Source organism: Deinococcus hopiensis KR-140 (assembly GCF_900176165.1).
GTDB classification, from domain to species: domain Bacteria; phylum Deinococcota; class Deinococci; order Deinococcales; family Deinococcaceae; genus Deinococcus; species Deinococcus hopiensis.
Genome location: NZ_FWWU01000004.1, coordinates 223561 through 245588, shown reverse-complemented (window position 1 = coordinate 245588; position 22028 = coordinate 223561). Strand labels below are relative to the sequence as shown.

The 22028-nt window shown below is 67.4% G+C and carries 14 protein-coding genes; 9 read left to right on the top strand and 5 right to left on the bottom strand.

All coding sequences use genetic code 11. The annotated features are described in order from the left end of the window. Nucleotides 1-14: 14 nt before the first annotated feature. A complete protein-coding gene (locus B9A95_RS04285) occupies nucleotides 15-1127 on the bottom strand; it encodes an ROK family transcriptional regulator (protein WP_084045696.1) in 1113 nt (370 codons plus the stop codon). A gap of 149 nt (nucleotides 1128-1276) precedes the next feature. On the opposite strand from B9A95_RS04285, the gene B9A95_RS04280 reads away from it, so the two are divergent. The 9 genes from B9A95_RS04280 to B9A95_RS36065 all read left to right on the top strand — a co-directional run bounded on the left by B9A95_RS04280 (nucleotide 1277) and on the right by B9A95_RS36065 (nucleotide 17219). After that, nucleotides 1277-3751 (top strand): glycoside hydrolase family 3 C-terminal domain-containing protein, encoded by a 2475-nt coding sequence (locus B9A95_RS04280; protein WP_084045695.1) that lies wholly within the window; start codon nucleotides 1277-1279, stop codon nucleotides 3749-3751. A 641-nt stretch (nucleotides 3752-4392) separates the two neighbouring features. Then, nucleotides 4393-5397, top strand: a complete 1005-nt coding sequence (locus B9A95_RS04275) for a LacI family DNA-binding transcriptional regulator (RefSeq protein ID WP_084045694.1) — start codon at nucleotides 4393-4395, stop codon at nucleotides 5395-5397. 96 nt (nucleotides 5398-5493) lie between these two features. Continuing rightward, entirely contained in the window at nucleotides 5494-6741 is a 1248-nt protein-coding gene (locus tag B9A95_RS04270; RefSeq protein ID WP_084045693.1) for an ABC transporter substrate-binding protein, read from the top strand. 54 nt (nucleotides 6742-6795) lie between these two features. Beyond that, entirely contained in the window at nucleotides 6796-7785 is a 990-nt protein-coding gene (locus tag B9A95_RS04265) for a carbohydrate ABC transporter permease (RefSeq protein WP_084045692.1), read from the top strand. Nucleotide 7786: 1 nt separating this feature from the next. After that, nucleotides 7787-8656 carry a carbohydrate ABC transporter permease gene (locus tag B9A95_RS04260; RefSeq protein ID WP_084045691.1) on the top strand — a complete coding sequence of 290 codons (870 nt, stop codon included), beginning with the start codon at nucleotides 7787-7789 and terminating at the stop codon, nucleotides 8654-8656. Nucleotide 8657: 1 nt separating this feature from the next. Then, on the top strand, nucleotides 8658-9932 hold the full coding sequence (locus tag B9A95_RS04255) for a GH39 family glycosyl hydrolase (RefSeq protein WP_084045690.1): 1275 nt from the start codon (nucleotides 8658-8660) through the stop codon (nucleotides 9930-9932). Nucleotides 9933-9979: 47 nt separating this feature from the next. After that, nucleotides 9980-11320 (top strand): GH1 family beta-glucosidase, encoded by a 1341-nt coding sequence (locus B9A95_RS04250; RefSeq protein WP_084045689.1) that lies wholly within the window; start codon nucleotides 9980-9982, stop codon nucleotides 11318-11320. Between the two features lie 106 nt (nucleotides 11321-11426). Continuing rightward, a complete protein-coding gene (locus B9A95_RS04245; RefSeq protein ID WP_084045688.1) occupies nucleotides 11427-13556 on the top strand; it encodes a glycoside hydrolase family 3 N-terminal domain-containing protein in 2130 nt (709 codons plus the stop codon). 78 nt (nucleotides 13557-13634) lie between these two features. Then, nucleotides 13635-17219: an acyltransferase family protein gene (locus tag B9A95_RS36065; protein ID WP_084045687.1), complete on the top strand. Its 3585-nt coding sequence runs from the start codon at nucleotides 13635-13637 to the stop codon at nucleotides 17217-17219. Nucleotides 17220-17279: 60 nt separating this feature from the next. On the opposite strand, the gene B9A95_RS31540 is transcribed toward B9A95_RS36065, so the two are convergent. The 4 genes from B9A95_RS31540 to B9A95_RS04220 form a co-directional block, all read right to left on the bottom strand. Continuing rightward, the gene (locus B9A95_RS31540) at nucleotides 17280-18440 is read right to left on the bottom strand and encodes a PucR family transcriptional regulator (RefSeq protein ID WP_212648243.1); all 1161 of its coding nucleotides are present in this window, start codon (nucleotides 18438-18440) and stop codon (nucleotides 17280-17282) included. 152 nt (nucleotides 18441-18592) lie between these two features. Continuing rightward, a complete protein-coding gene (locus B9A95_RS04230; protein WP_212648242.1) occupies nucleotides 18593-19267 on the bottom strand; it encodes a beta-phosphoglucomutase family hydrolase in 675 nt (224 codons plus the stop codon). A gap of 1 nt (nucleotide 19268) precedes the next feature. Next, nucleotides 19269-20009, bottom strand: coding sequence for an endonuclease/exonuclease/phosphatase family protein (locus tag B9A95_RS04225; protein ID WP_084045686.1), 741 nt, complete (start codon nucleotides 20007-20009; stop codon nucleotides 19269-19271). Further along, nucleotides 20006-21880 carry a glycosyltransferase family 2 protein gene (locus B9A95_RS04220; RefSeq protein WP_212648241.1) on the bottom strand — a complete coding sequence of 625 codons (1875 nt, stop codon included), beginning with the start codon at nucleotides 21878-21880 and terminating at the stop codon, nucleotides 20006-20008. The genes B9A95_RS04225 and B9A95_RS04220 overlap by 4 nt, the downstream gene beginning before the upstream one ends. Nucleotides 21881-22028 lie beyond the last annotated feature (148 nt).

Genomic DNA, 22028 nt, shown 5'->3' with positions numbered 1-22028 from the left:
CGCAGAGGCGGCGCTTACGTCGGGGCGGTGGCCGGGATGGGACGGGTCAGGCGGTCACGTTCGAGGTGGGTGGCCCCGTACAGCCCGGCGCTGTCGAGCCCGCCCAGCAGCCCGAGGGGGCTGACGAGCACGTCGGAGCCGAGGCCAAGTTCGGACAGGGCGCGCCGCAGGGCCTCCCGCAGGGCCGGGGCAGCGTGCGGAATGTCTTGCAGCACCACCGCAGCTGGGTCAAGCAGGGCGGCGACGGCAGTGAGGTGGTTGGTGAGGTCGGCGTTAAAGGCCCGCAGGGCCCGGCGGGCCGTCCGGTCTCCCGCCGCCGCCAGGGCCGCCACCTGCGCGGTGTTGCCCCCGGGAACTGCCGCGTGCAGGTGGCGGAGCAGGCGCTGAATGAGCCCCGCGTGGTGGCCGCGTTTGCTGGGATCGGCGGCGAACGACACCTCGCCCGCTGCGCCCGTGGCGCCGTGGTAGACCTGCCCGCCCAGCACCATTCCGATCCCGATGCCGAGGCTGAAGTTGAGGAAGACCAGGGGCGCGCCCGGCGTGAGCCCCAGCGCGCGCCAGGCGTGCCAGGCCGAGAGATTGGCGTCGTTTTCCACAAGGACCGGCCAGCCCAGCGCCCCGGTCAGTTCGGCTTCCAGCGCGCGGCTGCGCATGGCGAGCGGCACGCTGGTGAGGGTGCGGTCACGGGGATTGACCGCCCCGAGGACGCTCACGACCGAGAGGTCCGCCTGCCCCTGCTCGCGCAGCCACCCGAGCAGCCGGGTGACGTTGCGTTCGGGATCGTTCGTCAAGTCCGTGTGGCTCATGCCGTGTTCGGCGTATCCCAGGCGGGTGCCAGACAGGTCGTAGCGGCCGGACGTGATGCTGGGCCCGCCGAGGTCCAGGGCGGTGACGGTGAACCGTTCGGGAACGCGTCGGACGCGAGCGGCGGGCCGACCACGTCCACCGGGAGGAGGGGTGTCCTCCAGGGTGACGAGTCCACACTTGAGGAGGTCCTCGACGGTGGCGATGACGGTGGGAATGCTGAGCCCGGTGTGCTGAGCAAGTTCAGGGCGGGTGCCGGGCGCCTGTTTCAGGGCCGCATAGACGCGTTCCCGGGCAAGTTTGGGTTCGGGTGGCCTTGTCATACACTCTCCGGCCTGGTCAGAGGCAGTGGTCGGCCGCTTGACAGCCTCGCCCCAATTTACTAGGGTGGATTTAATAAAGTCGAATTTAAAAAATCGCGGATGGGTCGTTTCCTCTTGCCCAGAGTCCCGCCCCTGGAGGTGTTCGCCGCATGAGCCCCACCCACTCCACTGACATCGACGCCCTGCTGGACCAACTCACCCTGGAGGAGCAGGTTATCCTCCTGGCCGGCGCGGACTTCTGGCGTACCCACGGCGTGGAGCGGCTCGGTATTCCGCCGCTCAAAGTCACCGACGGTCCGGCCGGAGCCCGCGGTGGGGGACCCCTCGTCGGCGGCAGACGCACGGCGGCTTTCCCCGTGGGTATTGCCCTGGGCAGCACCTGGAACGTCCCCCTTCTGCGCGAAGTCGGCGAACACCTCGCGCGTGAAGCGCGGGACAAGGGCGCGGGCGTCTTGCTCGCCCCCACCGTCAACCTGTTTCGCAGCACCCTGAACGGCCGCAATTTCGAGAGCTACAGCGAGGATCCCTTCCTGACGGGCAAACTCGGGGCGGCGTATATCGCGGGCCTGCAGTCCAGGGGTGTGGCCGCCACCGTCAAGCACTACGTCGGCAACGAGAGCGAGTACCAGCGCGGAACCATCAGCAGTGACATTCCGGAACGTGCCCTGCGGGAACTGTACCTGCTGCCGTTCGAACTGGCCGTCAAGGAAGGCGGCACCTGGGCCGTCATGAGCGCCTACAACAAGGTCAGCGGCACCTACAGCAGTGAGAACCGCCGGCTCCTCACCGACATCCTCCGGGGAGAATGGGGCTTTGACGGCCTGGTCATGAGCGACTGGGGCGGGACCCACTCCGCCGGTGAAAGCGTGCGCGCCGGGCTCGACCTCGAGATGCCCGGTCCGGCCCGGGCGCGCGCCTCGCTGCTGCGTGAAGCGCAAGAGGACGAAGCCACTCGCCTCGCCGTACGCGCCGCTGCCCGCAACGTCTTGCGGCTGATCGAGCGCACCGGCACCTTTGCCAACTCACCCGACGTGCGTGACGAGGCCGAGCGCGAGGAGGAGTACGCGGACACCCGCGCCCTGATCCGCCGCGCTGGAGCGGAGGGCACAGTCTTGCTCAAGAATGCCGGGTTGCTTCCCCTGCCCGCCAGTACCCGCGTCGCTGTGATCGGGCCGAATGCGAGCGTGGCGCAGGTCATGGGGGGTGGCAGCGCCCAGATGAACGCCCACCGGCGGGTCAGCCCCCTGGATGGCCTGCGCGAGGCGCTGGGCGGGGCCAATGTGACCCACGCCGTGGGGTGCGGTAACGACAGGTTTCTGCCCGCCCTCGGTACCAGGGTGCACATCGAATACCGCCGCCCCGGCCAGGACGAGGTCGTGGCCACCGAGGAGCGGGACGGAGCCGAGGTGATGTGGTTCGGCCTTCCCGAGGGTGTCCCGGGCGACTTCCTGGCGTCCCTGACCAGCACGGTCACGGTCACCGCTGCCGGTCTGTACGACCTGAGTCTCATCAGTGCCGGTCTGAGTCGTCTTCACCTGGACGGAAAGACGCTGATCGACAACTGGGATACCTTCGCGCCCGGCAGCACCTACTTCGGGTTTGGCAGCGACGAGGTGCGGGCGCGCACCTTCCTCACCGCCGGAGAGCATGTGGTCACCGCCGAATTTACGCCCAAGGCCGTCGAGAACGGCATCGCGGCGGTCAGCGCCCTGCGCATCGGTTTTCAGCAGCCCCTGCCGGAAGGCAGCATCGAGGAGGCCGCCGCCCTCGCAGCGGAGGCGGAGGTGGCCGTGGTCTGCATTGGAACGAACGGCGACTGGGAAACGGAGGGCGTCGACCGCTGGGGGCTGACCCTGCCCGGGCAGCAGGACGAACTCGTCCGGGCTGTGGCCCGGGCCAACCCCAACACGGTGGTGCTGCTCCAGACGGGTGGACCTGTCCTGATGCCCTGGCTGGGCGACGTGGCGGGGGTCTTGCAGGCCTGGTTTCCCGGCCAGGAGGCTGGACACGCCGTGGCGGACGTGCTGCTCGGACGTGCTGACCCCGGCGGGCGCCTGCCGCAGACCTTTCCAACCCGCCTGGAGGACGACCCGGTGCATCCCGGGACGCCGGACCGGCAGTACCCCGGCGAAAATGGCCACGTCGAGTATCAAGAAGGCCTGTACATCGGCTACCGACATGTAGACCGCCACGCCCTCACGCCCCTGTTTCCCTTCGGCTTCGGCCTGTCGTACACCACCTTTGCCCTCGGTGCCCCGCACCTCAGCGCCACCGTTCTTCAGCCGGGCGAGCCGCTTACCGTGACGGTGCCTGTGCGCAACGTGGGTGCGCGCTCCGGGCAGACAGTGGTGCAGCTGTATGTCCAGGACGTGGAAACGACCGCCGAGCGCCCGGAGAAGGAACTCAAGGCTTTCGCCAAGGCGGCCCTTGGACCTGGTGAGGCTGGGGAAGTCACCCTGACCATCGACATGCGCGCCTTCGCGTACTTTGATGATGCCCGCGCAGCCTGGGTGGCAGACGCAGGGGACTTCAACCTGTTGATCGGCCAGAGCAGCGCCGACCTGCCGGTTCGGACCACCGTTCACCTCGCCCGCGAGTGGTCGAACCCGCTCCATACCGCCTGACCCAGAGGCTGTGCTCCACCCCGGACGTGCCCAGCAGGGAGGGCACGTCCATTTGCTTTGGTGTTCCCCGGTCACCGGGGTTCGGCCGCTCTATCCGCCCAAACGGCATCTCTGATCGTCACGGAATGCGATCACGCCAGGGAGCTCCATATGGTCCCGGCGACGCCGGGACCATATGGAGCGATTGCCACAGCCTGGTTGTCTATGGGGGCAACGGTGCATGCGCCTCGGGTGGCGCTCTCAACTTGTAGAGACATCTTAGTCCACGGCAGTGTCGCCTGCATAGGGCAGTTGGGCGTGTGCCCAGCAGCTTCACGGCTGTTTGACGTCTCTGGCGCGTTTTTGGCAGTGCACGGGTTGCGGCGTTCATCTGCTCCCCCACAAATGGGTGAAGTTTGGGAATTCGCCGCTGAGGAGTTCTTATAATGGCCCCGTTCTCCCTCAGCCGTTTGCTTGAAGTGCGTTGACGTCTGCCTTGTCGGCAGCAGTTATGACGCCGCTTTCAGTTATGTGTACATGAATATTCAAGGGCGGATTTTGGAGAGCGTGTGCTGGCGCGGCTCGTTGGGTGTACCCCCATCCAGCGCTTTGCAAAAGTTTGACAGCGGTTTCAAACCCATGTACTCTTCATTCACGCACTTATGGAATCGACTGTGACACTCGCGCAAGTGGCACGTGCTGCCGGCGTTTCGGCCAGCACGGTCTCACGGATCCTGAACGGCACGGCTAAGGTCAGCGCCGAGAAGAGGGAAGCCGTGGAACGAACCCTGGCGCAGTTGAACTATCAGCCCAACGTGCTCGCTCGCAGCCTCGCGAGTGGCAAGACCATGAGCATCGGCGTCCTGACCCAGGACATCTCCAGTCCGTTTTATGGAGACGTGCTCCGCGGTATCGAGCGTGGCCTGACCAACAGCGGGTATCACCCGGTGGTGATCAGCGGTCACTGGCGCGCTCAGGAGGAAGTGGAAGCGATAGACTTTCTGGTTTCGCGCAAGGTGGACGCCATGATTGTGCTGGGGGGCGTCGCGCCCGACGAGCAGTTGCAGCAGGTGGCGTCGTATATGCCGCTGGTGGCGCTGGGCCGCAGTGTTCCCGGGTTGACCCAACAGTGCCTCCGTCTCGATAACTTTGCAGGTGGGTACCTCGCCACCAAGCACCTGATCGACCTGGGACACCGCACCATCGCCCACATCGCCGGAATGCCGACCCACCGCGACGCCCAGGACCGGCTGGCCGGATACCGCGCTGCACTGGAAGAAGCCCGGCTCACCTTCGACCCCGAACTGGTGCTGGAGGGCGACTTCCTGGAGCAGTCTGGCTTTCTCGCCGCGACGCGGCTCATCGACAGCCGCAAGATGTTCACCGGCGTTTTCGTGGCGAACGACCAGATGGCCTACGGCGCGCGGCTCGCCCTGTACCGGCGGGGGCTGAGGGTTCCGGAAGACATTTCCCTGGTGGCCTTCGACGACCTCCCCAGCTCGACCTTCACCACCCCGCCGCTCACGACGGTCCGGCAGCCCACCTTCGATATGGGCCTGGCCGCCGCCACTTGCCTGCTCCGGATGCTGCGCGGCGCTCCGTCCTGGCTGCCCCCCATGGGTCCTGAACTCGTCGTTCGGGAGTCCACCACCCGCAGGCGCGGCTGAGCCCTCGCCTCATTTCTTAAAGCAGTCTTCTTTCTGATTTGCACTGTATGTGCAAGCGCTTTCAAGCACGGTTGTTCACTTTCCCTGGAGGATTGTATGAAAAAGACCCTGACTGCCCTGACCCTCGCCCTCATCGCCAGTGTCGCCAGCGCCCAGAAAAAGACCATTACGGTCAGCGTGTTTCCGGACCTCGATACGGTGGTCAAGGCCGCCATCCCGGGCTTCCAGAAGACCCACCCTGACATCGACATCAAGGTCGTGTCGCTCGCCTACGCCGACCACCACAACGCCCTGACCACCGCCCTGTCCACCGGCAGCGGTGCGGGTGACGTCGTGGCCGTGGACTTCGGCTACGTCGCCCGTTTCGCCGAGGGTGGCGGCCTGGAAGACCTCAACAAGGCCCCCTACAACGCGGGCAGCCTCAAGGGCCGCTTCGTCAGCTACACCTTCCCCCAGGCCACCTTCGGCGGCCGCCTGGTGGCCATGCCCACCGACATCGGCCCAGGCACCATGGTCTACCGCACCGACCTGCTCGCCAAGGCCGGCGTCAAACCCGCTGACCTCAACCGCAGCTGGGACGCCTACATCGCAAACGGCAAGAAGGTCGTGGCCGCCAACCCCGGCACCTTTCTGATTCCCGACGCCTCCGAAGTCGCGCAGATCTACAGCCGCACCAACATCCCCGCAGGCCAGGGCCTGTACTTCGACGCCAAGAACAACGTGCTGGTGTCGCCGACCAACCCCCGCTTCATGAACGCCTGCACGCTGGCCAAGAGCGTGCGCGACAACAAGCTCGACGCCCGCGCAGGCGGCGCGTTCAGCCCCGAGTGGACCACGGCCTTCCAGAAGGGCAACCTGGCCACCGAGTTCTCGGGTGCGTGGCTCGTCGGGCACATGCAGAACTGGCTGGCCAAGGACTTCGCCGGCAAGTGGAACGCGCAGCAGCTGCCGGGCAACACCTTTGCGTCGTGGGGCGGCTCGTTCTACGCCATTCCCACCCAGAGCAAGAACAAGGGCGACGCCTGGGAATTCATCAAGTACCTGACCACCAACCGCGACCAGCAGGTCCTGGCGTTCAAGACCACCGGCGCGTTCCCCGCGCTGACGGCGGCGAACAACGCCCCCCTGTTCAACGAGGGCGTGCCCTACCTGGCAAACCAGAAGGCCCGGACGCTGTGGCGCACGGCGGCCACCCGCATCAAGCCCATCGACGTCAACCGCCTCGACCCCGTGGCCGACGAAATCTTCCTCGCCGAACTGGGCAACGTCCTGGACGGCTCCAAGACCTGCCAGCAGGCCCTGACCGACGCCAAGGGCCTCATCGAGCGCCGCGCTCGCCGCTAAGTTCAGCCACACCTGCCCGGGACGACACCTGGGCAGGTGTTTGAGGAGTGACCCGTGCAAGCCCGTTCTTACTCTGCCCGCGCCGCTGTGGAACGCCCGTCCCTTCAAACCCGCTGGAACATTTTTCAGCGGCGTGCGGCGCCCTACTTTTTTATCAGCCCCTTCTTCATCCTCTTCCTCGTCTTCGGGCTGTTTCCCATTGTGTTTCTCGCGTACCTCTCCTTTCAGGAGTGGACGCCGTCGGCCGGTCTCGGCACGATGAAATTTGTGGGCTGGCGCAACTACACCGACAACCTGACCGATCCTGCGTTCTGGTCGTCGCTGCGCAACACCGTTTCGCTTGCGCTGCTCGCCGGCCTGCCACAACACCTGATCGCCATTCCACTGGCCTTTGCCATCAACATGGGTCTGCGCAAGCTGCAGGGTCCGCTCACCGCCGTGTATTTCGTGCCGTACATCACTTCGGTGGTGGCGATCTCGGTCACGTTCTTCACGCTGTTCAGCTGGCAGTACGGCGTGGTCAACGCGGGCCTTACCGCCCTGCACCACCTGCCCCTGATCGGCGGCCTGTTTCCCGCTGAGAACATCAACTGGCTGGGCGAGCGGGCCTTTATCCAGCCCGCCATCGCGATGGTCGTCGTGTGGCGCTTTACCGGCTGGAACGTCGTGCTGTACCTCGCCGGGCTGCAGTCGATCTCGCGCGACCTGTACGAGGCAGCCTCGGTAGACGGCGCCACCCGGCTGCAGCAGTTCCGCTTCATCACCCTGCCGCTGCTGCGCCCCATGATGTTCCTCGCCATTACCCTGACCATCATCGGCAACCTCCAGCTGTTCGAGGAACCCTTCATTCTGACCAACGGCACGGGCGGCGCGGGCCAGCAGGGCACCACGGCCGTGATGTACATGCTGCGCACCTACCAGAACTACGGTGAGGCGGGCATCGCCGCCGCAATGGGCTGGCTGCTGTTCGTGGTCATCATGGTGCTGACCTTTATCAACAACCGCGTCTTCGGGCGTGAAGGCGTCGCCGGGAAGGACAACTGAGATGACGATCACTGCTCCCGGCCCAGCTCCCTCAGGCGGACGTCGCCGCGGCATTTCCCTGGGCCGCCTGGGAACGTACCTGCTGCTGGGCCTGTTCGCTCTGCTGACGCTCGCGCCCTTTTACTTCATGTTTGTGTTCGCCACGCACGACCGCGCCGAGATCTTCCAGCTGCCGCCGCCCATGTGGTTCGGAGACGACACCACCCGGAACTACCAAAATCTGCTGGAGCGCGTGCCCTTCTGGCGCAGCCTGTGGAACAGCGCGTATCTCGCCGTTGTATCGACCGCGACGACCCTGTTCTTCTGCTCGCTGGCGGGCTTCGCCTTCGCGATGTACTCCTTCAAGGGCCGCGAGTTCCTGTTCAACATCGTGCTCGTCACCATGCTGATCCCCACGGCCCTGAACCTGGTTCCCTACGCGCTGATCATGCAGGGCCTGGGCTGGATCGACAAACCCCGCGCGCTGTGGGTGCCTGGCATGGCCGGAGCCCTGGGCATCTTCATGATGCGGCAGTACATCGGCTCGGCCATTCCGCGCGAACTGATGGAAGCCGCCCGCATCGACGGCGAGACCGAGTTCGGCATCTACCGCCGCATCATCATGCCGCTGAGCACGCCGGTGTTGGGCACCCTGGGTCTGATCACCTTCATCGGGTCCTGGAACAGCTTCGTCGCCCCGCTGATCATCTTCCGCTCCACCGAGACGCAGACCGCGCCCCTGCTGCTGCGCAGCCTGCAGGCCGTCGCCAACACCGACTGGGGTGCCCTGATGGTGGGCGTGGTGCTGACGGTGCTCCCGCTGCTGGTGGTCTTTATCTTCGCGTCGCGGCAGCTGATTGACGGCCTGACGGCCGGATCGACGAAGGGCTGAGATGCGGCGGCGGCTCCTGATCTCCTGCGGTCTGTCGGCCCTGGCGCTCACGGGTGCCGCCGCTGCCCCCGCCACCCTGACTCTGGGAACGTCGGGTACGCCCATCCCGCCCCTGGCCATCAGCGGCTTCAACTTCAGCTGGCAGATGCCCCTGGTCGAGGCCATCGACGCGGTGAAATCGGTGGCCCCCACCTCGCTGCGGTACCCCGGTGGAAACGTGGGCGACGAGAACGACCTGGCCCGTCAGGGCCTGGAGTACTTCAAGTCCAGCCTGGCCGTGACGGGCAAAGGGACGGCGGGCATCGTCCAGACCCGCGTCTTCGCCACCCGCACGGACGCCCGCAACAAGCCCGAAGACGCCGCGCAGGCGGCGAGAGAAGCCCGCGACATCGGCCTGAACGTGGCGTACTGGGAAATCGGAAATGAGCCGGACCTCTACGCCACCAACCGGGGCGATCCTTCCTGGACGCCCGAGAAGTACTGCCAGACCTTCCGCGCCCAGCGGGAAGCGATTCTCAAAGTCGATCCCAGCGCCCGCTTCGCCGGTCCGGCCGTGTCCAAAGGCGCGGGACCGGCCATGACCTACCTTCAGGGGTTCGTGAAGAGCTGCGGCGACGTGGTGGACCTGCTGACCTGGCACGAGTACCCGACGGACGGCACGGCGACCGACGAGGCGGCCCTCGCCACCGCTGCCGAGGTGACCGGGCACGTCCAGGCCGTGCGGGACCTGTGGAGCGATCCCGCGCGCAACCCCCTGGGCCATGCGCGTCAGGTCGAGCTGGGGGTCACCGAGTTCAGCCTCTCCTGGAAATCGGGGCGGGCGCGTCACCTGGCCGATCAGGTCAACGCCCTGTGGACGGCCGAGACCTCGCTGCGCCTGGCCGAAGCGGGTGTGCAGCTCTCCAGCTACTTCGCCATCATCGCCGCGGGCAGCCACGGCCTGGTGGACCGGGCGGGCGTGCCGCGTCCCACCCTGTACGCGTTTCAGCAGCTTCGCCACTTCCGGGGCACCGCGCTGCCCGTTCAGAGCAGCGACGCCGCGCTGTGGGCCCATGCGGCGCAGGAGGGCGCGCTGCTGACCCTCCTCGTCACGAACACGGCCACCGCTCCGCGAACGCTCGCCACCACCCTGCCTGGCCTGACCTTGATCGGTGCCAAAACCTTTACCGAAAAGACGGTGCAGGACGAGGCGGACCTCATCCGGCAAAGACTCGGCCCCGCTGTAGACCTTCCGGGACGTTCCATGACGCGCCTCGTCTACAAGCGCCTGCCGTAAGCACCTCCCGTCATCCCCTTCCATATCCCAGTGAGGACTGAACCACCATGACCCTGACCCGCAAGGACTTTCCCGACCACTTCATCTTCGGCGTCGCCACATCCTCGTACCAGATCGAGGGGGCCGCGCATGAGGGCGGCCGCGGCCCCTCGATCTGGGACACCTTCTGCCGCGAACCCGGCCGCATCCTGGACGGCAGCAATGGCGACGTGGCCTGCGACCACTACCACCGCTGGCCCGCGGACCTCGACCTGATTCGCGGCCTGGGTGCGCAGGCCTACCGCTTCTCGATTGCCTGGCCGCGCATTCAGCCGGACGGCAAGGGGGCCATCAACCCTGCGGGGCTCGACTTCTACGAGCGCCTGGTGGACGGCATGCTGGAGCGCGGGCTGCAGCCCTACGCCACCCTGTACCACTGGGACCTGCCGCAGACCCTGCAGGATGTGGGCGGCTGGGCCAACCGCGACACCGCCTACCGCTTCGCGGAGTACGCCCGTGTGGTGGCTGAGCGCCTCGGCGAGCGCGTCAAGAGCTACGCCACCCTCAACGAGCCGTGGTGCAGCTCGCTGCTGAGCTACGAGATCGGGGAGCACGCACCCGGGCTGCGTGACCGCCGGCTGGCCCTCGCCGCCGCGCACCACCTGATGCTCGGCCACGGAGAGGCCATCGCGGCCATGCGGGACGTCGTGCCGAGCACGGGTCTGGGCATCGTGCTCAACCTTCAGCCCGCCTACCCCGCCTCGGACCGCCCCGAGGACGTGGCGGCCGCCCGCTTCGCAGACGGGTACTTCAACCGCTGGTTCCTCGATCCCATTTTCCGCGCCGAGTACCCGGCCGATATGTGGGAGGCGTACGGCGAAAACGTTCCGGAGGTGCAGGACGGCGATCTGGCCCGCATCGCGCAGCCCATCGATTTCCTCGGCGTGAACTACTACAGCCGCAGCGTAAACGGGGCGTCCGGCAACGTGAAACCCGCCGAGTCCAGCTACACCCACATGGGCTGGGAAGTGTACCCGCAGGGACTGACCGACCTGCTTGTGCGGCTGAAAGACGACTACACGCTGCCGCCCATCTACATCACCGAGAACGGCGCCGCGTACCCGGACCGCCTCTCGGGCCAGGAGGTCCATGACCCCGAGCGCGTCCGGTACTTCCAGCAGCATCTCGGGGCAGTGGCCGAGGCCGTGCGCCAGGGCGTGTCTGTCGACGGGTACTTTGCCTGGAGCCTGATGGACAACTTCGAATGGGCCCACGGCTACGACAAGCGCTTCGGCCTGGTGTACGTGGACTACGCCACCCAGCAGCGCACCCTCAAAGACAGCGCCCGCTGGTATCAGGGCCTGCTGACCGGTCAGCCCGAGGGCCAGCTCGTCAGCGGCGACGACTGACCGCCCCCTTGCCGGGCCTGTGCTGGAGCGCCGTTGCGGCGCGGCCCAGCCGCAGGCCCGGTTTTCCGTTGTCCCCGCCCGTCACCACCTGAGAGGAGCGTTCCCTTTGCGAACTTTGTTGCTCACCGCCCTGCTGCTCAGCACCGCGCCCCGTGCCCTTGCCCAGTCCGCGCCGTACCTCAACCCCGCCCTGCCGGTGGAGGACCGGGTAGAGGACCTGCTGGGCCGCATGACCCTGCCAGAGAAAGTCGGGCAGCTCACGCAGATTGACGTGCTTCGCCTGATGGGGCAAGACGAATGGGACCGCGGGCCCCTCAACCCCACCTGGATGGAAAAGATTCTGGCCGATCAACACGTCGGCTCGCTGCTGAGCAGTGGCGGCGCCGCGCCCGTGCCCAATACGCCGGAGACGTGGGTGCAGGTGACGAACGACCTGCAGCGCTACGCCATTGAGCATTCTCGGCTGAAGATTCCCATCCTGTATGGGATCGACGCCGTACACGGCCACAACAGCGTCCTGAACGCCACCATGTTCCCCCACAACCTGGGGTTGGGCGCGACCTTCGACCCGGAGCTCACCCGGCGCATCGGGGAAGTGACTGCCCGCGCCCTGCGCGCCACGGGCATCACCTGGAATTTCGCTCCGGACGCCGATATGGGCCGTGACCCCCGCTGGGGGCGGTTCTACGAGACGTGGGGCGAGGACCCCCTGCTCGCCGGGGAAATGGTGGCCGCCAGCGTTCGCGGCCAGCAGGGCGACGCGCTCGGGCCCAATTCGGTGGCCACCACCCTCAAGCACTTTACGGGGTACGGCGCGCCGATCGGGGGCAAGGACCGCGCCGACGCGCGCATCTCAAACGCCGAACTGCGCGAGATACACCTGCCCTCCTTCCAGGCTGGCCTGACGGCCGGGGCCGCCACGGTGATGGTCAACAGCGGCTCGGTAAACGGAGTGCCCGCCCACGCCTCCGCACCGCTCCTGACCCAGATTCTCCGCAAGGAACTCGGCTTTGGCGGCGTGACCATCTCCGACTGGGAGGACATCAAGCGCCTCCAGACCGTCCACAAGTACGTCCCCACCTACCGTGAGGCCGTGCATCAGGCAATCAACGCCGGGGTAGACGTGTCGATGGTGCCCCACGACGCTGAGGGTTTCACGGGTGCGGTGCTGGACCTCGTCCAGGCCGGGGAGATCTCCGAGGCGCGCGTCAACGAGGCCGCTGGACACGTCCTGGCGCTGAAGTTCCGCCTGGGTCTGTTTGAGAAGCCCTACGCGGACCCGGCGGGGGCAACCCCGGCCGTGAAGGCTGGACAGGACCTCGCCCTGCGCGCGGCCCGCGAGTCCATCACGCTGCTCGCCACCAACGGCCGGACCCTTCCCCTCGGCGGATCAGCGAAAAACGTGCTGGTGGTCGGAGAGCGCGCGCGCGATCCCCGCTCGCAACTGGGCGGCTGGACCATCGGCTGGCAGGGGCTGCCCGCCAGCGAGGACACCCGCGCCGTGACCGTGCTGGACGGCATGAAACAGGTTGTTCCCAGGGGAAGCCGCCTGAGCTACAGTTCTGCCGTTCCCTCCAAGCCCTCGGCGGACGTCATCGTCGTGACCGTGGGTGAGCCGCCCCACGCCGAGGGCGAGGCCGACAATCCCAAACTGGCCCTGCCCGAGGGGGATCTGGCCCTGCTGCGGGACGCCGTGGCGACGGGTAAGCCCGTGGTGGCCGTCTTGCTCGCGGCCCGTCCCCTGATCCTGCCGGAGGAGGTACGCAGCCGGCTGGCCGCGCTGGTCATGGCGTACCTGCCGGGCAGCGAAGGTGGACGCGCGGTCGCCGACGTGTTGTACGGCAACACCAACCCCAGTGGCCGTCTGCCCTTTACGTGGCCGAAGACCCTGGCGCAGGTGCCTGGTTCCTACGACGCTCCCTCTGCGGCCGGCGCCCCGCTTTACCCCTTCGGCCATGGCCTGAGCTACACCACCTTCGCCTACAGCGGGCTGACCTTCGCGGACGGCCGCATCACGGTGAAGGTCAGCAACACCGGGAAGGTCCCGGGCGCCCACACGGTGCTCGCCTTCGCCCGCGCCACCGGGGCGACCACCCCACCGAAACTGGCCGCCTTCGCCCGCACCGTCCTTCAGCCGGGCGAGACCCGCACGGTCACGCTCACCGTTCCCGCGGGCCGCTTCCCGGCTGGTGCCGAAGTTCAGGTTGGCAACCAGCGGGTCACCGGCGGTTCCTGAGCAGCAGGGCCAGGGGAGGGGGTGGCCGGGGCAGCGTGGGCCCCGCTTCCCCTCCCCCTGGCCTGAACAGGTAAAGGCATGACGACGCTCAAACCCGTTCCGCCGCTGACCCGGACCCGGCCCAAGAAGGGCCTGGGCCGGGCGGCATGGTCGCCCTATTTCTTCGTTGGGCCTTTTTTTGCCCTCCTGTTGTCCTTCGGGCTGTTTCCGCTGCTGTTCTCGCTCTACATCGCTTTTTGCGAGTGGAACCCGGCGTCCGGCCTGGGGTACATCCGCTGGGACGGCCTGTGGGCCTTTCACAACGTCCTGACCGACCCTTTCTTCTGGCCCGCGCTGTGGCGCTCGCTGAGTACGGGGCTGGCTGCCGCGGTGCCCCAGCACCTGCTGGCGCTGCCCCTGGCCTTCGGGATTCACCTGGCGTTCAAGCGGTGGCAGGGCCTGCTGGGTCCACTGCTGTTTCTGCCCTACATCACCTCACCCCTGGCGGCGGGCGGCGCGCTCGGCCTCGCCTTCCTGCTGATCTGGGGCCCTGTGGACGCTCTGCTGGACCTGCTGCGGAGCGTTCCGTTCCTGCGTGCCCTGCTGCCGGGTGAGGACAGTGGCGTGCCCTTCGGGGCCTTCCAGGCCTTGTGGAGTGGCCTGGGCTGGAACGTGCTGCTGTACCTGATGGCGCTGGGTACCATTCCCCGCAGCCTGTACGAGGCGGCGCAGGTGGACGGCGCGAACCTCTGGCGGCAGTTCCGCTTTATCGCCCTGCCCCTCTTGCGGCCGATGATCTTCGTGGCGTTCACCATGAGTTTCCTGGCCGGGGTGCAGTCCAACACCCTGCCAACGGGCTTTTCAGACATCCGCTCCACGAACGTGCCCGCCTACGCCTTTCACACCGCCTTCTTCGACATGGATTTCGGCCTGGCCTCGGCGCAGACGTGGGTCCTGTTCGCGGCCATGCTGCTGGTGGTGCTGCTGGCGTACTTCTGGGTGGGGCGCAACTTCACGTCCCTGGACGTCTCGGCCCAGGGGGAGCGGGACGACGGCCCGCTGCATCTGGGAACGCCCGCCCTGGTGGTCCTGAAGCTGGTGCTGGTGCTGGCGGTGGCCCTCGCGGCGCTGCCCATCCTGGCGGTTGTACTGAACGCCACGCGCACGGCGGGTTCTCCGCCCCTCGCCGTCGGGCAGGAACTGGGAGCGAATTACCGGGACCTGCTGGAGCGGGTGCCGGAGTTCTGGCGCACCGTCTGGAACAGCACCTACATCAGTCTGCTCGCGGGGCTGGGAGCGCTGGTCACTTCCGGCCTGGCGGGATACGCCTTTGCGCTGCTGGATTTTCGGTACCGCCGCCCGCTCTACCTGAGCGTGCTGGGGATCATGCTGTTTCCGTCCCTGCTCAACCTGATTCCCACCGCCATGATCGCCACGGTGTTCGGCTGGGTCGATCAGGCCCGCGCCATCTGGCTGCCCGCCGCCGCCAATGCCTTCGGGGTGTTTCTGGTCACCCAGTACATGAGGGGCGCGGTGCCTAAAAGTGTTGTGGAAGCGGCGCGCATCGACGGTGCGGGCGACGCGCTGATCTTCCGGCGGATGGCCCTGCCGCTGACCCTGCCTGTCCTCGTCACCACTGGCCTGATCACCTTTATCGCCACGTGGAACAACACCATGAGCGCCCTGGCGGTGCTGCGCACTCCAGAAACGCAGTCGGTGTTGCAGGCGCTGAGCACGGTGGTGCGTGCGGACGGCAGCGGCCAGAACGCCTTCCTGTTTGGGGTGGCGGTGGCGACCCTGCCCACCCTGGCGGTGTACGCCCTGACGGCCCGGTTCCTCACGCGGGCGCTGAACCTGACCGCGGCGGCTCCACCCGCGATCGTCCGCCTGGACGTGCGGCCGCAGGAGGACCGGGCGGCGTCCCGCAAGGGCGTCCTGGCAGGGGCCGACGGCGTCCGGGCCCTGGCCTGCCTGATGGTCATCATGCACCACCTCTGGCAACGCCTGGACGGCCAGGCGCAACCGCCCGCCCTGCGTGAGCTGCAGGCGTTCATGATGACGGGGCAGGTGGGCGTGAGCGCCTTTTTCGTTCTGTCCGGTCTGCTGTTGTCGCTGCCCTTCTGGCGGCGTTACCTGGCGGGACAGGCCCCGCCGGGGCTGCGCGACTACGTCCGGCGACGCGCGGTGCGCATCATGCCGGGGTTCTACGCCGCCCTCGCGGTGAGTTTCCTGTTCTCGCTGGCCCTGGTCCCCGACGCCTTCATGCCCTGGGTGCGGCTGGTCAGCGCCGCCACCTTCACGTCGTCCTTCCACCCGGTGACCTTCTTTCCCACCGATCTCAACGGTCCCCTGTGGAGCATCGGTTTTGAAGTGGTGTGCTACCTCCTGATGCCCCTGTGCATGCTGGGCCTGTTCGCCCTCTTTCCGCGCCGCCGCCTGGGGGTGGCCCTGGCGTACTGGGGCGGGGTGTTCATCGTGACCCTGCTGGCCCACCGCTGGATCCTGGGGCACCTGGTGCCGGGCGACGTGGGGCGCGGTTGGTCCTACGGTCTGATCGGGGGCGCGAAGTTCTGGATGCCGCACTACAACCCCATCGGCCTGTACGGGCACTACATTCTGGGGATCTTCGCAGCGGGCGTGATCGCCGCTGGTCAGCAGCGGCGGTGGGTGAGGGGCTGGGGCTTCGACGCGCTGGCGGGCCTGGCCCTCGCGTCCATGCTCGGGCTGCTCTGGATCTGGCGGGCTGCCCCCGAGTTCTCGCACAGCGTTGGGTCACAGCCCTACTTCTTCCCGACGTTTCCGCTGACCATCGCGGTGATGCTGGCCACGCTGCCGTTCTCGCGCCGGCTGGCCGCGGGGCTGGACAACCCCTTTTTCCGCTTCACCGCCCGGGTTTCCTTCGGGCTGTACATCTGGCATTACCTGATTCTGGAACTGATCCGCACCCTGCATAACCCCTCGTTCGTGTACGGCGGCATCGGTTCGTTCTCCGAGTGGCTCGTGACCTCGGGCGCCGCCCTGCTCCTGGCCTACGGTGCGGCGGCCCTGTCCTACCGGCACATTGAGGAACCCTTTTTGCGTGGGGGACCGGCAGAACGCCCCGCGCCCGCGGTTTCCGGGGAAGGGGCAGATACCGCCCCGGGGGACCAGATGATGGTGGCTGGAGCGGGTCTGCCTTCCCCAGCGATCCGCCGCTGGCAGACCCTGCGTCAGGAGTTGAATCCGGCCCATGACGTCGCCCCGCCGGAGCCCCGGGTGATCGCTCTGCGCTGGGGAGTCCGCCTGCTGCCGTGGGTGCTGGGCGGTGTGCTCGCCTGGGTCCTGCTGGCTCCGTCGCGGGTGGACGGCGCGGAGCTGAACAACTGGATCGCAACCGTGACGCGTAACCCGGAGGCGGTGGCCGTCACGTCGCACGATGGAGCAAACCTGTACCGGTACGAGTACACGGTCCTGGGCACGACCTCGCTGTTCTGGCGCAGTCCACAGGACTGGTGGCTCCGGATCGAGTCACCCCGTTTCGGCCTCAACGACCTGGTGCCCGAACGTGAAGCGCTGACCGTGCAGGGCGAGCGGGAAGTGTACCGCGTCACAGGCGGCCCGCTCCGGGACCACTACCTCTTGCAGACTCCCCTGGAAATTGACGTCTACAGCTCCAGGTACTACCTGCAGCACCGCGCCCAGTAGCCGAACTGGCCGGGTGAGGGGCAGGGAGGCGCGCCGCCTCCCTGCCCCTCGCATTGGGCTTCAGCTGTGTAGCCTCCGGATCAGCAGGGCCAGGCGAATCTGCACCGCGTGGTCGAAGGTCCGGGGGTTCAGGCCCGTCATGGAGGTGATCTTGTCCAGGCGGTAGTTCAGGGTGTTGCGGTGCAGGCCGAGCTGCCGCGCCGCCGCGATGGGATGGCAGTCTGAGGTAAAAAAGGCTTCCAGGGTCTCCAGCAGTTCCGGTTCCTCGTCCAGGGGGCTGAGCAGGTGCCCGGCCAGACTGAGTTTCGTGGGCTCGTCGTCCAGGCCGACGAAGGCCGCCACCCCCAGCGCGTCGAGGGTATGGCTGCGGTTCTCGCGGCTCAGGCGGGTGCCCAGCGACAGGGCGGTGCGGGCATCCTGGTAGGAGCGCGCCAGGCCGTCCAGCCCGCGGTGGTATCGCCCGATGCCCATGCCGAGTGGGGTGCCCAGGTCTGCCTGGAGCCGGTCGAGCAGCGCGTTTCCGGCCCGCTTGAGGGCGGCAAGGTTGGCCCATGACGGCCCCACGGGAGCAGCGTCGCCCGGTTCCTCGGCCCAGCGGCCCAGGTTCTTGGTGTCGCTGGCCTTGAGGACCGCCACCTCGCCGCCCCCGATGTAGGCGCAGATCGTGTCGTTGGGCAGGTGAAAGAAATTCACCACGCTGCCCACCACGAGTTGCGCCCGCTGCTGCACGCGCTCCGGATCGTGTCCCGGCCCCAGCAGGTAGGCGGAGGCATCGATCAGGATCACCGCGCGCGGCGGTCCGAGGTCCATACCCAGAATGCGGGCCTGACGCAGCAGCGTTTCCTCGTCGAGAACAAGGCCGCGCAGCAGGTCGTGGATAAAGGTGTTTTTCAGCTCCTGGCCGTGTGGCAGCCGGTCCACCATCAGCGCCTGCCCCAGCACCAGCTCCACCACCCCGCGCGCCAGCTGGGGCGAGAGGGTTCCCCCCTCGGGCGGCAGGATCAGCACCTGGTTCTCGTGTCGCCCCAGTTGAAAGGGGACGCGCAGCGCGTCACCGGGCAGGGTGAGGCTGGCAACGCTCTGCCCATACCACTCGGCGCGGCTGGACGCCACCACCCGGCCCTCGGGACCGACGACCACCGTGGCCGCCGAGAGCAGCTCCGCGGTGCGCTGGCTGACGAGTTGCGTGACCCGCTCGGAGCGGGAATCTGTAGACGCCAAAAGCTTCTCCCCGGGCAAGATAAGGACGCAGCCCGGAGAAGAGTGCGGGAATAGGTACGGTCAACTTGGCCGTACCGGAGGCCAGCTCTTGTTCAAGTTAAAAACGCTTTTATCTTCTCTTCACACGAAGTTGGACCAAATACTGCTTTTGGTTACTTTCCTGCGTCAAGTAACTCGTCCAGCGTCACGCCTGCCAGCGAGGACCGGACGAAATGCGCGTCTCCCAGCCGTCCCGCTTCCCCCAGCCCCAGCACCCGGAAACCGCCCGCCCGGGCCGCACGCACCCCCGCGCCCGAGTCTTCCAGCACCAGGCAGCGCGCCGGGTGCAGTCCCAGCCGGCCTGCCACCCACAGAAATACGTCGGGAGCAGGCTTGGCGTTGACCACGCTGCCGCCGTCGGCAAAGGCGGTGAAGAGGTGCAGCACCCCCAGCCGCTCGCAGACCTGCCGGGCATTGCGGCTGGACGAAGCCAGGCCCAGCGGGACCCGCCGCGCGTGCGCCTCGCGCAGCACCTCGCCCACGCCGGGCAGTAGGTCAGCGGGGCCCAGCCCCTCCAGCCCCTCCAGGAAATAGCCGTTCTTGCGCCGCAGCAGGGCCTCACGCTGTTCGGGGGCAGCGGGTTTGCCGCCCAGCCATACCTCCAGCGCCTCTTCCCGGGTGCGGCCCAGCAGGGCTTCGTTCGCCTCCCGGGAGAAGGGGTGGCCCTCCTCGTCGGCGAGGCGCTGCCACGACCGGTAATGCAGCTCGACGGTATCGGCCACCACACCGTCCATGTCGAAGATCAGGCCCTCAATTTTGACGGGTGCCCTCGCTCCAGGCTCTGGCACCTCAGCCCTGCTCCAGGGTTGCCCGCAGGCCCGCGTGGTCCGAGGCGCGCAGCGGGCCCTCGCTCGCGGCCAGCACAGTCCCGATTGCACTCATCCGCACGCCGCGCGTCCACACGTAATCGATGCGGATACTCGGCTCCTGCGCCTCGGCAAAGGTAAAGCCGTCCTCTTCCGGGTGCAGGGCCTCCCAGGCGTCCACCCATCCGGCCTCACGGAAGCGGCCCAGGCAGGGGTTGTCAGGCTGCATGTTGAAGTCGCCGGCAAGGACGGCCGCCGGTCCCGCGTGGCCCTCCAGCACCGACAGGGCCTCCTGGACGTTGCCCTCCTGCTGCTCCCCCACCCACGAGAAATGGGCGTTAAACACGTCCAGCGGTCCAGCGGCCGTCTGAAAGCGGCCGTGCAGCAGCATCCGGCGGCCGGTGTCCTCCAGGTTGGGCAGCAGGCTGAGCTCGTAGGGCTGGACCTCGGGCAAGTCGCCGCGGGTCAGGAACGCGGGTCCGTCCTGCCGTCCGTCGGCGTGCGTCTGCGCAGCCACGAACATGGCCTGATACCCGGGCAGGCGCGAGGCGAGTTGCGTGGCTTGGTCCACGGGGTCCTGCCTGGGATGCAGCGATACCGCCTGCAGCACCACGATGTCGGGTTGCGCCTCACGGACGGCGCGTTCGATGAGTTCGCGGCGTTTCTCCCAGGTTCCGTGTTTGTCGGCGTAGCTCTGGATGTTCATGGTCAGCAGGGTGGTCACGATGGGTTCCTTTCAGGGGGGGCGGCGTGGGCCGTGGCCCCGATTACCTCGCGGAAAAAGTCGGTCAGGCGGGCGACGTGGTGGTCGAAAGTGAAGAGTTCCCGCTTCGCCCACACGTTCTCACGCAGGGCCGAGAGCCGTTCGCGGTCCTGCAACTGCGCGCCCAGGTCCGTCATATCGCGGAAGAACAGGCCCAGGTCCAGCTCACGGGCGAGCGTTTGCGTGGCGACGATGTGCCCGGTGTTGTCGCCCTGCAGCATGGGCAGCCCCGCCGCGGCCAGCGTCGCCATCCGCGCCGGGATGTTGAGGTCGTCCCAGTTGGCCCGGCGCAGTTCGCCGCCGTTCTCCGAGCGGAAGAAGTGCAGCCAGCCCGCGTCGTAACGCGAGAACTCGCGCACCCAGTCCTCCTGGTTCACGTTGGAATGCAGGTGCAGGAAGCGGCCCGCCAGCCCCCTCGTGCGTTCGATCCAGCCCTTCCACTGCCCGTGGGTAAATTCCCCGTAGAAGTGCAGGTGGACGCCCTGCGCGGCGAGGTCCGCCACCGTTTCCGGGTGCAGCCCGATGGGACGGCCTGGCACGACGGTGTGAATCTCACCGTCTGCGCCAGACAGCCGGGGAGAGCGCTCGCCCGCCACGCCCTCGCGCTTGGGCAGGTCGCCGTCCAGAACCAGGGTGGGCCGCCCGTCCCGCAGTTCGGGCGCCAGCGTCTCGAACCACGCGCCCATCTCGGGGCTGGAGTAGATGCGCCCGTCCGCGCGGCGGTACAGTTCCAGCAGTTCCCGCCAGGTGCCCTTTTCCAGGCAGATAAACGGGCCTTCCTTGAAGTGCCACACAAAGGGCACCCCGGGATTTCCAGTCAGCACCTCATGCGCGAAGGGCACCGCCTGCCAGTTGAGCAGGCCGTAGATCACGTCGGGTTGGAGTTCCCGCACGGCGGCCTGCCAGTTCTCGCGCGGAAGGTCCGTCACGTGGCCGAAAGGAAGCGGGCCCACCCAGTTGTACCAGTAGGGCTCGTCCATCCACAGGCCGTAGAGTTTGTGCCCGGCTTCGGAAAGCGCCAGCATCCGCTCGGGGTTGTAGGCCAGTTCGCCCACAAGCAGGATCTTCAGGCCGCCGGGTGCGGGGGGCCTGGGGGGGCGCACGCGGTACTTGCGGTAGCGTTCCAGTTCATCGATGTGGTGGCCCACCGTCGTGTGAAAGCGCAGCGGTTCCTGCACCCCGTAGTAGACGCGGTAGGTGTTGATCCCGCCCACCGGTTCGCGCACGATCTTGTGCCGCTGGTGGGGGTGGTCCACCCATTCGCAGGTGACTTGCCCGCTGCCCACCGCCGCGCCGTGCCGCGCCAGCGCGTCCCAGTACATCCGGCCCAGATCGTCGGTGGTCAGTTCGGAGCGCTCCAGCCAGCGGTCGCCGACGCGGCGGTGCAGCACCTGCACGAGTTGGAGAGGGTGGCCCTCCAGCTGCCCCGGAGCGGTGCGGTTGTAGTGGTGCCGCAGCCCCGAGTACGTCAGCGCCGCCTCTGGGTGTGTGCCCAGCAGGTCCACCAGGCTCTGCAGGTGGTCCCGGTAATACACGTCGTCCGACGGCAGGTAGGCCACCAGGGGTGCGCGGGCGAAACTCAGGGCGTGGTTGAGGGCCGCCCCCAGTCCGGCGTTGTGGGGAAGGCGGTGGTACGAGACGCGGGGGTCCGCAAGAAAGGGCTGCACCGCCGCTCGCGTCTCGTCCGGCGAGCCGTCGTCCACCACGATGAGTTCCCAGTCCTGCAGACGCTGGGCGAGCAGGCTTTCTACCGCGCGGGGCAGAAAGTGCGCCTGCTTGAACGTCGGCATCAGCACCGAAACGCGGGGATGGGAAGGAGAGGAAGAGCTCACGCGAGTGGCTCTGCGCGGGGAGGCGAGAACGGGGGGAGACGTCTCTGGAACTTCAGATGCAGCATGGGGGCCTCAGGACATGAAAAAAGCGCTGAGCGCGTGGAGAAGAGCAGCGAAACGGGCAGGCAACTCGCACAGTGATAGCACT